The sequence below is a fragment of the Terrabacter sp. Soil810 genome (assembly GCF_001429645.1).
Classification (GTDB): domain Bacteria; phylum Actinomycetota; class Actinomycetes; order Actinomycetales; family Dermatophilaceae; genus Terrabacter.
In genome coordinates this window covers 337,944-350,158 of the sequence record NZ_LMSW01000001.1, presented here as the reverse complement: position 1 = coordinate 350,158, position 12,215 = coordinate 337,944, and the positions used below count along the sequence as shown (strand labels likewise).

14 protein-coding genes are annotated in these 12,215 nt (G+C 72.2%); 8 read left to right on the top strand and 6 right to left on the bottom strand.

The features are described 5' to 3' along the window. Positions 1-30: 30 nt before the first annotated feature. Positions 31-681: a GntR family transcriptional regulator gene (locus ASG96_RS01570; protein WP_235509019.1), complete on the bottom strand. Its 651-nt coding sequence runs from the start codon at positions 679-681 to the stop codon at positions 31-33. Between the two features lie 94 nt (positions 682-775). Between ASG96_RS01570 and ASG96_RS01565 the strand changes: the two genes are divergently transcribed. From ASG96_RS01565 to ASG96_RS01545, 5 genes are read left to right on the top strand one after another with little or no spacing between them, the layout of a single operon-like run. Next, positions 776-1,900, top strand: a complete 1,125-nt coding sequence (locus ASG96_RS01565) for an Ldh family oxidoreductase (RefSeq protein WP_057586180.1) — start codon at positions 776-778, stop codon at positions 1,898-1,900. Beyond that, a complete protein-coding gene (locus tag ASG96_RS01560) occupies positions 1,897-2,214 on the top strand; it encodes a putative quinol monooxygenase (protein WP_057586177.1) in 318 nt (105 codons plus the stop codon). Before ASG96_RS01565 ends, ASG96_RS01560 begins: the two co-directional genes overlap by 4 nt. Continuing rightward, a complete protein-coding gene (locus tag ASG96_RS01555) occupies positions 2,211-3,323 on the top strand; it encodes an isocitrate/isopropylmalate dehydrogenase family protein (RefSeq protein ID WP_057586175.1) in 1,113 nt (370 codons plus the stop codon). Before ASG96_RS01560 ends, ASG96_RS01555 begins: the two co-directional genes overlap by 4 nt. Continuing rightward, positions 3,316-3,750 carry a cupin domain-containing protein gene (locus tag ASG96_RS01550; protein WP_056761576.1) on the top strand — a complete coding sequence of 145 codons (435 nt, stop codon included), beginning with the start codon at positions 3,316-3,318 and terminating at the stop codon, positions 3,748-3,750. Before ASG96_RS01555 ends, ASG96_RS01550 begins: the two co-directional genes overlap by 8 nt. After that, complete coding sequence (locus tag ASG96_RS01545) at positions 3,747-5,195, top strand: aldehyde dehydrogenase family protein (RefSeq protein ID WP_200962635.1); 1,449 nt, start codon at positions 3,747-3,749, stop codon at positions 5,193-5,195. Before ASG96_RS01550 ends, ASG96_RS01545 begins: the two co-directional genes overlap by 4 nt. Here ASG96_RS01545 and ASG96_RS01540 read toward each other — a convergent pair. From ASG96_RS01540 to nth, 5 genes are all read right to left on the bottom strand, one after another. After that, the gene (locus ASG96_RS01540) at positions 5,171-5,971 is read right to left on the bottom strand and encodes a GNAT family N-acetyltransferase (RefSeq protein WP_057586173.1); all 801 of its coding nucleotides are present in this window, start codon (positions 5,969-5,971) and stop codon (positions 5,171-5,173) included. The two genes, ASG96_RS01545 and ASG96_RS01540, sit on opposite strands and share 25 nt — an antisense overlap. A gap of 9 nt (positions 5,972-5,980) precedes the next feature. Further along, complete coding sequence (locus tag ASG96_RS01535; protein ID WP_056761570.1) at positions 5,981-6,964, bottom strand: magnesium transporter CorA family protein; 984 nt, start codon at positions 6,962-6,964, stop codon at positions 5,981-5,983. 92 nt (positions 6,965-7,056) lie between these two features. Next, entirely contained in the window at positions 7,057-8,259 is a 1,203-nt protein-coding gene (locus ASG96_RS01530) for a MarP family serine protease (RefSeq protein WP_057586170.1), read from the bottom strand. Next, entirely contained in the window at positions 8,256-8,999 is a 744-nt protein-coding gene (locus ASG96_RS01525; RefSeq protein ID WP_057586168.1) for a CoA pyrophosphatase, read from the bottom strand. The genes ASG96_RS01530 and ASG96_RS01525 overlap by 4 nt, the downstream gene beginning before the upstream one ends. Further along, positions 8,996-9,655 carry an endonuclease III gene (gene nth / locus ASG96_RS01520; RefSeq protein WP_235506883.1) on the bottom strand — a complete coding sequence of 220 codons (660 nt, stop codon included), beginning with the start codon at positions 9,653-9,655 and terminating at the stop codon, positions 8,996-8,998. The genes ASG96_RS01525 and nth overlap by 4 nt, the downstream gene beginning before the upstream one ends. A gap of 235 nt (positions 9,656-9,890) precedes the next feature. Here nth and gntA point away from each other — a divergent pair, with 235 nt between their 5' ends. From gntA to ASG96_RS01505, 3 genes are all read left to right on the top strand, one after another. Further along, positions 9,891-10,823, top strand: coding sequence for a guanitoxin biosynthesis heme-dependent pre-guanitoxin N-hydroxylase GntA (gntA, locus tag ASG96_RS01515; protein ID WP_057586166.1), 933 nt, complete (start codon positions 9,891-9,893; stop codon positions 10,821-10,823). Then, positions 10,717-11,418 (top strand): DUF1989 domain-containing protein, encoded by a 702-nt coding sequence (locus ASG96_RS01510; RefSeq protein WP_235509017.1) that lies wholly within the window; start codon positions 10,717-10,719, stop codon positions 11,416-11,418. The genes gntA and ASG96_RS01510 overlap by 107 nt, the downstream gene beginning before the upstream one ends. Before the next feature lie 65 nt (positions 11,419-11,483). Then, the gene (locus ASG96_RS01505) at positions 11,484-12,161 is read left to right on the top strand and encodes a Crp/Fnr family transcriptional regulator (protein ID WP_057586165.1); all 678 of its coding nucleotides are present in this window, start codon (positions 11,484-11,486) and stop codon (positions 12,159-12,161) included. Positions 12,162-12,215: the final 54 nt, after the last annotated feature.

Below are 12,215 nucleotides of genomic sequence, written 5' to 3'. Positions count from 1 at the left end.
CCCACCCCGCGAGCTCTGGCCTTTCGCCGGTCAGCGGGCGTCGAGGCGAGTGCCGATCGCGTCGAGGGCCACGTCGCGGGCGGCGAGCACGTGCGACTCGGCGCGGCGGCGCGCCTCGTCCGGGTCACGTTCCGTGAGCGCGGCGACGATCTCCCGATGCTCCTGCAGTGCAGCGGTGCGTCGCGCCTGGCTCTCGTTGGTGAACGGCCGGTAGCGCGACATGTGGCCGTCGACCTGCGCGTGCAGCCTGCTCGCCCAACCGTGCCCGGCGATGTCCGCGATGCGCAGGTGCAGGTCGTGGCCGGCGCGCATGGCGTCGTCGGCGTTGCCGACGAGGCGCTCGTTGCGGTCGAGCAGCCGTCGCAGCGCCGCGGCGTCGTCGTCGGTGAGCCGCCGCGCGGCCTCCCCCGTCATGAGCCCCTCGAGCGCGGCGCGCACACCGTAGAGCTCCTCGATGTCGCTCGCGGTGAGCGGGCGCACGACCATCCCGCCCGTCGGCAGCTGGTCGACGAGGTCCTCGGCGAGGAGCAGGCGCAGCGCCTCACGCAGCGGCGTGCGGCTGACCTGCAGCGCCGTCGCGAGCTCGGGCTCGTAGAGCCGCTGGCCGGGCTCGAGCTCGAGACTGAGGATGCGGCGGCGCAGCTCGGCGTAGACCAGCTGTCCCCCCGAGGCGCGCCTCATCCGTTCCATGCCACGACCTGTCGTTGCACACATGTATACAAGTATGCTTCCATGCTCCCAGTCTTCCACGACCGGCCGCCACGAAGGAGCAGGCATGACCGAGCAACAGCCCCAGGCGGCCGAGCCGACCGTCGTCCTCTCGGCCGCGGACCTGGGCGCCTTCGTCACGGCGCTGCTCACGCGTCGGGGCGTCCCCGAGCCCGACGCGGCGCTGCTCGCCGACACGCTCGTCACCGCGGAGCTGTGGGGTCACGCCTCGCACGGGGTCCTCCGGCTGCCTTGGTATGCCGCCCGCTTGGACTCGGGCGCGATGGCCGCGGTCACGCTCGTGGAGCCGGTCTCCGACAACGGCGCCGTCGTCGTCCTCGACGGGCGCGACGGCATCGGGCAGGTGGTGGCCCAACGCGCCGTCGAGCTCGGCGTCGAACGGGCGCGGCAGCACGGCATCGCCGGCATCGCGGTGCGCAACTCCGGCCACTTCGGCACGGCCGCCTACTTCACTCGGGCCGCCGCCGAGGCGGGTTGCGTCGCCATCCTGGTCACGAACGCCAGCCCTGCCATGGCCCCGTGGGGCGGGCGTCGCAAGAGCATCGGCACCAACCCCTGGTCCATCGCCGCCCCCGCCGGACGGCACGGCGTCGTCGTCATGGACCTCGCCAACACCGCCGTCGCACGCGGCAAGGTCTACCTCGCGGCGGAGCGTGGCGAGCCGATCCCCGAGGGCTGGGCCGCGGCCGCCGACGGCACGCCCACCACCGACCCTGCGGCCGCCATCGCCGGCCTCATCCAGCCCATGGCCGGGGCGAAGGGCTACGTCATCTCCTTCATGATGGACGTCCTCGCGGGGGTCCTGACAGGCAGCGCCTTCGGCGACTCCGTGGTCGGCCCCTACGACCCGCAGCGACGCAGCGGGGCCGGTCATCTGCTCATCGTGATCGACCCCGCGGCCACCGGTGACCCGGCCGAGTTCGCCTCTCGCATGGAGCAGCTCGTCGACGAGACCCGGTCCGATGAGCTCGCGGCGTGGTCCGACGCGATCCTCGTCCCCGGCGAGCTCGAGGACCGCAACCGTGCCGCGAACGAACGCGACGGCATACGCCTGGCGCGCGCGACGTGGGACGCCCTCCTCACCCTCGCCGCCGAGAGCGGCGTCGAGCGCCCACCCACCACGACCGACCCAACCAACCAGCAGGACCAGCCCGAGGAGGCCCGCGCATGATCGCCCTCATCGTCTCGCTCCACGTCGTGCCCGAGCGCCTGGACGACTTCACCGCCGCCATCGCGACGAATGCCGAACGGACCTTCACCGACGAGCCAGGGTGCCTGTCATTCGACGTGACGCAGGACCTGGCCGACCCGCACCACTTCGTCTTCTACGAGCTGTACGCCGACGAGGCCGCCGTCGCGGCGCACCGGGCCGCACCGCACTTCGCGCAGTGGCGCGAGGCCGCCGACCGTTGCGTCGTGCCGGGTAGCCAGGTCAACACGGTGTCGACCATGCGGTTCCACCACCCGGAAGGAGCCCGGACATGAAGATCCTCGTGCTGCCGGGCGACGGCATCGGCCCGGAGATCACCACGGCGACCCTTCGCGTCCTCGAGGCCGCCGACGAGCGGTTCGGGCTCAGGCTCGACCTCATCGTCCGGGACGTCGGGCTGGCGTCGCTCGCGGCCGCCGGCACGACCCTCCCGGACGACGTGCTCGCGCTCGTCACCGAGGTCGACGGCACGGTGCTCGGGCCGGTCTCGCACTACGACTACCCACCGCGCGCCGAGGGTGGGGTGAACCCGTCAGCCGAGCTGCGCACCCGGTTCGCCCTCCACGCGAACATCCGGCCGTGCCGGTCCGTCGCCGACCTCAGCATGCTGCGCACGCCGATGGACCTCGTCATCGTGCGCGAGAACACGGAGGGCTTCTACTCCGACCGGAGCATGTATGCCGGCTCGGGAGAGTTCATGCCGGACGCCGACTCCGCGTTCTCCATCCGCAAGATCACCGCGCACGCGTCGGCCAGCGTCGCCCGCACGGCCTTCGAGATCGCCCGCACCCGTCGCCGGCACGTGACCGCCGTGCACAAGGCCAACGTCCTCAAGCTCTCCGACGGGCTCTTCCTCCGGGAGGTGCGGCGCGTCGCGGAGGACTACCCCGACGTCGCGCTGCGCGAGCTCATCGTCGACGCGGGAGCCGCCCGGCTCATCCGCGACCCGGGGTCGTTCGACGTCCTCGTCACGACGAACATGTTCGGGGACATCCTCAGCGACGAGGCCTCCGAGCTCTGCGGCAGCCTCGGCCTCGGGGGCGCGATCAATGCCGGCGACGACGTGTGCGTGGCCCAGGCGCAGCACGGGTCCGCTCCCGACATCGCCGGCCAGGGCGTCGCCAACCCCGTGTCGCTGATCCGCTCGGCGGCCATGCTCCTCGACTGGCACGGCCGGCGCTGCGGCCGCGACGACCTCGTCATCGCGGCCCGTGGCATCGACGGCGCCGTGGCCGAGGTGGTCGGCAACCCGGCCACCCGCACCGCCGACCTCGGCGGCACGCTCACGACCGACGAGCTGGCCGCCGCCGTCGCCGACGCACTGGACCACGGCCCCGGCCGCAGAACGACCACGACCACGACCCGAGAGGACAGCCATGCCTGACCAGCCGACCGCCCAGCGCCTGCTCATCCGCCCCGACTCCGTCGCACCGTTCGACCGGGGCAACGGCGTCCTCACCATCCCCTACGTCGGCAGGTGGAACTGCGAGACCAACCGCCTGACCACGGGCCAGACCCAGTTCGCCGAGGGAACCGGCCTGCCGCTGCACAGCCACAACGTCGAGGAGTCCGTGCTCGTCCTCGAGGGCGAGGCCGTCGCCGAGATCGGTGACGAGTCGTTCGACCTCGTCGCCGGCGAGGCCACCTGGGTGCCGGCCGGCATCCCGCACCGCTTCTCCAACCGGGGCGCGGGGACCATGCGCATCTACTGGGTCTACGGCGGACGCGACGTGACCCGCACCATGACCGCCACCGGCGAGACATTCGAGCACCTGTCCGAGAGCGACCGGGGCGGACTGAGCGCGCCATGACCGCCATGGGGAGCACCAGCACGACCACGAGCGTGGACACAGTCGACCCAACGACGGGCCTTGTGCTGCAGTCCTATCCGGCGATGAATGCGGCTGAGGTCGAGGACGCAGTCGCCGCGGGTGCCGCTGCCGCGTCCGTCTGGGGCTCGACACCCGTGGCCGCGCGCCTCGCGGCCGTGGCGCGTCTGGCCGAGGTCCTGCGCGAGCGGTCGGAGGACCTCGCCGCCCTCGTCACGCGGGAGATGGGCAAGCCCATCGCGGAGGCGCGCGGTGAGGTGGTCAAGTCGGCGGTCACGGCCGAGCACTACGCCGCCCACGGCTCCCGGATCCTCGCCGACCGGCCGGTCCCGATCGACGCTCCCGAGGGCGTCGAGGCGTGGGTCTCCCACGAGCCGATGGGGCTCGTGCTCGCCGTCATGCCGTGGAACTTTCCGGTCTGGCAGGTCATGCGTGCCGCGATCCCGACCGTGGCCGCCGGCAACGGTCTGCTCCTCAAGCACTCACCCAACGTGACCGGTTCCGCCCTGGCGATCGCCGAGCTCTTCACCGCCGCAGGGTTGCCCGAGCACCTCGTGACCGCCCTGGTCGTCGCCGAGCCGGACGTGCCGGCCACCGTCGAGGACCTCATCGCCGACGAGCGCGTCGCTGCCGTCACCTTCACCGGAAGCAACCGCGCAGGCGAGATGGTCGGGGCCGCGGCCGGGCGCGCGTCGAAACCCTCGGTGCTCGAGCTCGGCGGCTCGGACGCGTTCGTCGTGCTCGCGGACGCTGATGTGGAGGCGGCCGCGGCCGCGGCCGTTCGCGCCCGCTTCACCAACTCCGGCCAGAGCTGCGTGTGCGCCAAGCGGTTCGTCGTCGCGGCAGCAGTCGCCGACGAGTTCGTCCGGCTCTTCGTCGACGGCGTGCGCGCCCTCAGAGCGGGCGACCCGACCGACGCCTCGACGGAGGTGGGCCCGCTCGCCCGCGCCGACCTGCGTGACGCGCTGCAGCGCCAGGTGGACGAGTCCGTCGCCCTGGGTGCCACGGTCGCCATCGGTGGCCGAAGCGGTCGGGGCTCGGGATCAGGCGACGACACCGACACGGGTTGGTTCTACGAGCCGACCGTGCTCATCGGCACCGGCCCCGGCATGCCGGTCTTCGACGAGGAGACCTTCGGCCCGGTAGCTGCCGTCGCCGTCGCCTGCGACGACGACCACGCCGTCGCGCTCGCCGACCACACGGCATACGGCCTCGGGCTGAGCGTCTGGAGCCGGTCGACGGAGCGTGCGGTGGCGTTGGCCCGGCGGATCACGACCGGTGCGGCGTTCGTCAACGCCGTGGTCGCGTCCGACCCACGCGTGCCGTTCGGCGGCACGAAGCGCAGCGGCTACGGCCGCGAGCTCGCAGACGCCGGCCTGCTCGCCTTCACGAACCAGCGCACCTACTGGGTCGTATCGGGCCACTGACCTCCCGTGCGGGAGACGCCGACGTGTCGCGCCACCTCGACGAACCCAGCGCGCTGGTAGAGCCCGATCGCGGGACCGCCGTCCTCGGCGACGATGACGAGCCGCCCGACGGCCGGGTCCTCCAGCGCCCACTCGCCCGCGGCCCGCACGAGCGCGCCGGCGATGCCGCGCCGCCGGTGGCTCTCGAGGGTCACGACGTCCTGGTAGCGGGCAAGGTCACCGAGCCGGACGATGCCGAGGTTCGCGACCAGCTGGTCGCCCTCGAAGGCGCCGACCCAGCGCGCCCGACCGGACTCGACGAGCCCGCGCTGCGCGGCTGCACGACGACGCTCGAAGACGAGGCGGCCGTCGCGCCGGTCCTGCGGGGTGTCGCTCCCGCCGACCCGTGCCGACTGCTCCCAGTCGTCGCCGCTCGTGAGCGCGCGGAGCCGTATGCCGTCCGGTGCGACCGCGGCCGCCGGAACCGACGTCGTGGCGAGGTCGACGTCGACCTCGACGTCCCAGCCCTGCGCGGCCCAGGCACCGCTGTCGCCGTCCGGTTGCGCGAAGCCGATCGCGCGGTGACGGGCGTCCGGGAACTCCGCCTCGAACCGCGCGGTCCAGCGCTCGACCTCGTCGGAGCGTGGGGCCGTCGGCACGAGGATGAAGTTGCCCCACCAGAAGGTCGGGTTGGCCTCGGTGCGCACGACGAGATGGTCGCCGAGGTCGGTGACGGTCGACCCCTGGAGGCAGAGCAGGTCGAGGTCGGTCGTCAGCCCCGGTGAGTCGATGCGCATGCGCCGATGTCACCACCAGCCCTGGCGCCGCGCCCACCGCAGCAGCACGAGGCTGATGCCAAGCATGGCGGCCAGGACGATGACGAGCTGTGTCACGTGGGTCTCACTGTTGGCGATGAGGTTCATGCCGTACACCGACGCGATGGCGGTGATGGGCAGCGTGACCGCGGCGATCACGGCGAGGCGCTCCATGGCGACCGTCATCTTCGTCGTGACACGCGTCTGGTAGAGGTCGATGACGCCGACGAGGAACTGCACCTCCCCGTCCCCGAGGCTGCGCACGCGGTCGAACTGGTCGGCGAGGTCGGCAGCGCGGCGCCGGGCGTCCTCGGTGACGAAGCCCTCGAGCGACGTGATACGGGCCTGGATGTCGTGAGCCTGCGCGGCCATCGTCCGGGCCGTCATGAGTTCGTGCCGGACGAGGAAGAGCTGCTCGAGGAGCTCCTCGGGCCGGTGGAAGTCCGCCGCCAGGACCTGTGCCTCCATGGCCGGCAGGCGACTCGCCACCTCGCGCACCGCGGCGCTCTGGCGTCGGGCAATGGCGGAGCCGATGGCGTACGCGAGGTCGTGCGGTCCCGCCGGTCGCAGCCGGCCCGCGTCGATGCGGGCCCGGACGGCGCGGGTCTCCTCGGTGGCCTGCTCTGACGTGACGACCGGGTTGCGCGGCCCGTGGACGGTGACGAGGTAGCGGTCGCCGATGAGCTCGTCGAGCTCGAGGACGTGGACGTGCCCACCCGCCCCGGTGAGGGGTGCGTGGAGGATGACGAAGAGGTGCTGATCGTAGGCATGGACCGTCGGCACGAAGTTGCGCTCGGCGCAGTGCGCCCGAACCAGCGAGTGCGCGTGGAACACGTCAGCGAGCAGGGTGTCGGCCTCGGCGTCGTAGTCGGGCAGGTCGACCCACACGTAGCCGTCCGGGCGCGCGAGCAGCCCATCGAGCGCCTCGGCCGGGTGGTCGGCGATCCCGTCAGCGGTCACGAACGACACCTGCATGCACCCACTCTGGCACCGGTGCGCCATCGGATCGAGGTGATCCCGGCAGCGACATCGGGCTCGCCGGCACCTCGACGGCGCGACCCGGGCAGTCAGCCGGCGACGCAGGCGCCGGTATCGACAGAGGCCCCGGCCGACATGGCCTGGTCGAGCACCGGCTTGGCCTCGGCGAGGGTCAGGGCGTAGCCGGTCGAGTCGTCCTCGAGGGACTTGGCGAAGATGACCCCGACGACCCGGCCCTGGGTGTCGAGCAGAGGTCCTCCGGAGTTGCCCGGCTGGACGGTCGTGGCCAGCGAGTAGATCTCGCGGACGACGCGGTCGCCGCCGTAGATGTCGAGCCCGCGCGCCTGGAGCTGGGCGCGCACCCGCGCGGAGACGACGCGGTAGGGGCCGTCGAGCGGGAAGCCGGGGACCGCGGCCGAGTCGCCGCGCTTCAGCTCGCCGCCGAGCGGGAGCGCCGGCAGCTGGAGGCCGGGCACGCTGAGCACCGCGAGGTCGCGGCGTGCGTCGAAGACGACGACACGGGCGCGGAGCGTCTGGTCGCCGCCCTCCACCCGAACCTCGTCGGCGCCGGCGACGACGTGGGCGTTGGTGACGATGCGGCCCGGCGACAGCACCCAGCCGGTGCCCTCCTGGCCGCGCTGGCACGACTGGGACTGCGTCGTCACCTTGACGACCGACCGGCCGGCCTCGCGGATGGCCGGCGACTGGGCGACGGCCGGGTCGGGGTTCTGCACCGGCGTGATGGGCTCGGGCACCAGACCGCTGAACACCTGCGGGAAGCCCTGGCTCGACAGGAAGCCACGGAAGCCCGCGAAGACCTCACCGGTCTGCTCGGGGACGACCGAGTTGACGACCTGGAGCACCTTCGACTCGGCCATCGCCTTGGACAGCGCCGGGTTGCCGGCCGTGCGCAGCGCGCCACCGATGAACCAGATGATGAGGCTCGCGGCGAGCATCACGACGACGGCGCCCAGCGCCGAGTCGACCCGGCGCAGCGACGTCTGACCGACCTGGCGCCGGATCCGTGCGCCGAGGAGGCTGCCGAGGTACTGGCCGAGCCACCCGAAGGCCACGACGCCGACGATGAGCACGAGCACCCGGGTGCGGTCGTCGTCGGCGACCGCGTTCCAGCGGGCGAGCATCCCGGGCAGCTGCCACACGGCGAACATCGCGAAGACGAAGAAGCCGACGAGCGAGAAGACGCTCTGGATCAGCCCCTGCCGGTAGCCGGAGTACGCGTAGGCGAGCAGGAGCAGGACCAGGGCGATGTCGAGCGCGACGCTGCCGCTCATGCGCGCCTCCCCTGCAGGTAGCGCTCGGGGAGCTCCCGCTGCCGGTCGGCGTCCCAGGGCCGCGACAGGCCCCCGAGCTCGAGCACGCTGCTGATGAGCCCGGCCGTGAAGCCCCACAGCAGCAGGTGGTCGAGGTCGAAGCCCGGGCCGACGTAGCCGGACGGGTGGGTCACCGAGAAGCGGGTCGACGGGTCGACGAGGTGCGAGACCGGGACCGCCAGCACGTCGTGCACCTCGGCCGGGTCGCGGACCCCGATCGGCGAGGGCTGCGCCCACCAGCCGAGCACGGGCGCGACGACGAACTGGGCGGGCGCGAGGAAGAGGGAGGGCAGCTGGGCGACGACGTCGACGCCCGCGGGGTCGACGCCCGTCTCCTCCTCGGCCTCGCGCAGCGCCGTCGCGACGAGGTCGTCGTCGTCGGGGTCGCGCGAGCCGCCCGGGAAGGCGATCTGCGCCGGCTGGGTGCGCATCGTGTGCGAGCGCTCGATGAGCACGACGTGCTCGCCGTCGTCGTCGGCGCCCGCGGGTGGCGGTCCGAAGAGGATGAGCACCGCCGACTCGCGGCCGCCCTCCTCCGGGGGCAGGAAGCGCGAGAACCACTCGGGCGCGACGTCCTCGAGCCGCACCGCGAGCTCGTCCATCCACGCAGGGCGCGGGACGGCCCCCGCCCCGAGCGTCGGGGAGGGTTCGATGGAGCCCGAGCTGCCGGCATACGCGATCCGGCTGACCACGTGGGTCACTTCGGCGCCAGCTCGTACTTCAGGAGCTTCGCCGCCTTGTCGGGGTCGGTCTCGCCGGCCCCGTAGCTCGGGCACCAGCGCGCGACCGGGCACGCCCCGCAGGCCGGCTTCTTCGCGTGGCACGTGCGGCGGCCGTGGAAGATGACGACGTGGCTGAGCATCGTCCAGTCCTTGCGCATGAAGAGCCGGCCGATCTCGTGCTCGACCTTGACCGGGTCCTCCTCCTCGGTCCAGCCGAAGCGGCGCACGAGACGCCCGAAGTGGGTGTCGACGGTGATGCCGGGGATGTCGAAGGCGTTGCCGAGCACGACGTTGGCCGTCTTGCGCCCGACCCCGGGCAGCGTCACGAGGTCCTTGAGGCGCGGCGGCACCTCCCCGTCGAAGCGCTCGACGAGGGCGATGCCGAGCTTGATGAGCGAGTCGGTCTTGGCGCGGTAGAAGCCCGTCGGCTGGATGATCGTCTCGAGCTCGGTGCGGTCGGCGTTCGCATAGTCCGCGGCTGTCGGGTACTTCGCGAAGACGATCGGCGTCACCTTGTTGACCCCGACGTCGGTCGTCTGCGCGGAGAGGATCGTCGCGACGAGCAGCTCGAGCGGGGTGGTGAAGTCGAGCTCGCAGTGGGCGTAGGGGTAGCGCTCATGGAGGGAGCGGTACATCTTCCGGGCGCGCCGGGTCCGCGCCACGGGGGTCTCGTCGTCGATCACGAGGGCTCGGGGGGACACGGACGACACTGTATGCCGCCGCGCTGTCACCCGCTGTCCGGCTCCGTCGTGCGGTCGGTCGGGTGGGACTCGTCCAGGGTTTGGTGCGGTTGCGTCCCGGTCGCGTCCAAGGTTGCGCGCGAAGCGAACCCGAGGTGGGTACGTCCTGCCTGCACGGGAGGAGTCCGACATGTCAACGGATACGCGCACCGAAGCACCGAACCCGAACAAAGCCACGCTGGACGTCCCTGAGGAGCAGCACGGCCTCGAGACGACGCTCGACCTGCTCGCCGGGATGGACCTTGCCCAGGCCTCCGAGGCCGATGTCGTCCGGGCCCTCGAGCTGATGGTCACCCACGCCGAGTTCCCCTGCCTCGGGGCCAAGTCCGTCTTCCGGCGCGGCAGCGTCGCGCACGTGGTCCTCGACGACATGACCGACCCCGACGTCCCGGGCCGGCTGCTCGAGCGGCTCGAGGCGTTCGCTCGGTCCATCGAGGGCGAGAGCGGCTTCCACTCCTTCATCGCGACGTTCCGGGGACCGACGCCCACCGACGAGGCCGGCTTCGAGACCTCCCTCTTCGCCCTGCTCCAGCGCCTGCACGACGCCGACGACCAGAGCTGGGCCGACGGGGTGGGCTCCGACCCCAACGACCCGCACTTCGCCTTCAGCGCCGGCGGCACCGCGTACTTCATCGTCGGGCTCCACCCGGCCGCGTCGCGCGTGGCCCGCCGGGCGCCGCTGCCGACCCTCGTCTTCAACCCGCACGACCAGTTCGAGGAGCTGCGGGCCGAGGGCCGCTTCGACGGCATGCGCGCCACGATCCGTCGGCGCGACGAGGACCTCCAGGGCTTCGTCAACCCGATGGTGGCCGACCACGGCGACAGCACCGAGGCGCTCCAGTACTCCGGCCGGCGGCACACCGCGGGCTGGGAGCCGCCGCTCGAGGTGCACGAGACCCGCGAGACCGGCGAGACCCGCGAGACCCGCGAGACCAACAGCACCAGGAACAGCACGCATGACACAGGGAGCAAGGATGACGATCTCGCAGGACGCACGGCTCACGACCGACCGCCTCTTCGGCCCCGGCGGCCCGGTGCTCCAACCGGCCGGCGACTACCGTGACGGGATGGACCTGACCCGTCTCGCCCCCCAGACCGGCACCGCCTTCCTCCTGCGGGCCGGGCAGCGCCTCACGGTCATCGACCCGACGGGCGAGCAGGTGAGCGACTTCTTCGCCGTCATGGCCGACGACCGGGACGAGTGGCTGAGCTCCGGTCGCACCATCGACTACGCCAACTCGACGGCCGTGACGACGGGCCGGGTGCTCTACAGCAACAGGAGCCGGCCGATGGCGACCGTCGTGGAGGACACGTGCGGGCACCACGACCTGCTCCTCACGCCGTGCTCGCAGCAGACGTTCGACCTGCTCTACCCCGAGTTCGAGGGCGCCTACCACCCGAGCTGCTTCGAGAACCTCGCGACGAACATGGCGGACTTCGGCGTCGACCCCGACCGCATCTCGACGACGCTCAATATCTTCATGAACGTGTGGGCCGAGCGGGACGGCGAGCTGCACATCGACCCCCCGACCTCGACCGCCGGTGACCGGTTCGTGCTGCGCGCCGAGGCCGACCTCGTCGTCGGCCTCACCGCCTGCTCGGCCGAGAAGTCCAACAACGGCGTGTGCAAGCCCATCGACTACCGCATCGACGACTGAGACCCGCGTCCCGAAACCCCTGCGGTGACAGGGCAGCGGCGGAGGCGACGTGGCACACTGACCCCGTGGATCTCGACGTGGTGAGGCGTGCGCCCCTGTTCAAGGCTCTGGACGACGAGGCGGCCTCCGCGCTGCAGTCGGAGATGAGCCGGTCGCACATGGAGCGCGGCGACGAGCTCTTCCACGAGGGTGACCGGGGCGACACGCTCTACGTCATCGCCGAGGGCAAGATCAAGCTCGGCCGCACGAGCCCCGACGGCCGCGAGAACCTCGTCGCGATCCTCGGCCCCGGCGAGATGTTCGGCGAGCTCAGCCTCTTCGACCCGGGCCCACGCACGATGACGGCCACGGCCGTTGCCGAGACGCAGCTGCTCGGCCTCGGCAACGACTCGCTGACGGTGGTCCTCACGGGCCGCCCCGAGGTGTCCAAGGCCCTGCTCGCGGCGCTCGCCCAGCGCCTGCGCCGCACCAACGCCCACCTGGCCGACCTCGTCTTCACCGACGTCCCGGGTCGTGTCGCGAAGGCCCTGCTCGACCTGTCCGAGCGCTTCGGGCGCCCGGTCGAGGGCGGGATCATGGTCTCCCACGACCTCACCCAGGAGGAGCTCGCGCAGCTCGTCGGCGCGTCCCGCGAGACCGTCAACAAGGCCCTCGCCGACTTCGCAACGCGTGGCTGGCTGCGTCTCGAGGCGCGCGCGGTGCTCCTGCAGGACGTCGAGCGGCTCAAGCGCCGCGCTCGCTGAACACCGCGAGTTCGACTGGGCCGCAAGCCCACTCGCCTCCCCACCCGGTTGAGG

Bases quoted from the DNA above. Each gene is read 5' to 3' on its own strand.
- ASG96_RS01570 (WP_235509019.1), bottom strand. From the start codon at position 681: ATGAGGCGCGCCTCGGGGGGACAGCTGGTCTACGCCGAGCTGCGCCGC.
- ASG96_RS01565 (WP_057586180.1), top strand. From the start codon at position 776: ATGACCGAGCAACAGCCCCAGGCGGCCGAGCCGACCGTCGTCCTCTCG.
- ASG96_RS01560 (WP_057586177.1), top strand. From the start codon at position 1,897: ATGATCGCCCTCATCGTCTCGCTCCACGTCGTGCCCGAGCGCCTGGAC.
- ASG96_RS01555 (WP_057586175.1), top strand. From the start codon at position 2,211: ATGAAGATCCTCGTGCTGCCGGGCGACGGCATCGGCCCGGAGATCACC.
- ASG96_RS01550 (WP_056761576.1), top strand. From the start codon at position 3,316: ATGCCTGACCAGCCGACCGCCCAGCGCCTGCTCATCCGCCCCGACTCC.
- ASG96_RS01545 (WP_200962635.1), top strand. From the start codon at position 3,747: ATGACCGCCATGGGGAGCACCAGCACGACCACGAGCGTGGACACAGTC.
- ASG96_RS01540 (WP_057586173.1), bottom strand. From the start codon at position 5,971: ATGCGCATCGACTCACCGGGGCTGACGACCGACCTCGACCTGCTCTGC.
- ASG96_RS01535 (WP_056761570.1), bottom strand. From the start codon at position 6,964: ATGCAGGTGTCGTTCGTGACCGCTGACGGGATCGCCGACCACCCGGCC.
- ASG96_RS01530 (WP_057586170.1), bottom strand. From the start codon at position 8,259: ATGAGCGGCAGCGTCGCGCTCGACATCGCCCTGGTCCTGCTCCTGCTC.
- nth (WP_235506883.1), bottom strand. From the start codon at position 9,655: ATGTACCGCTCCCTCCATGAGCGCTACCCCTACGCCCACTGCGAGCTC.
- gntA (WP_057586166.1), top strand. From the start codon at position 9,891: ATGTCAACGGATACGCGCACCGAAGCACCGAACCCGAACAAAGCCACG.
- ASG96_RS01510 (WP_235509017.1), top strand. From the start codon at position 10,717: ATGACACAGGGAGCAAGGATGACGATCTCGCAGGACGCACGGCTCACG.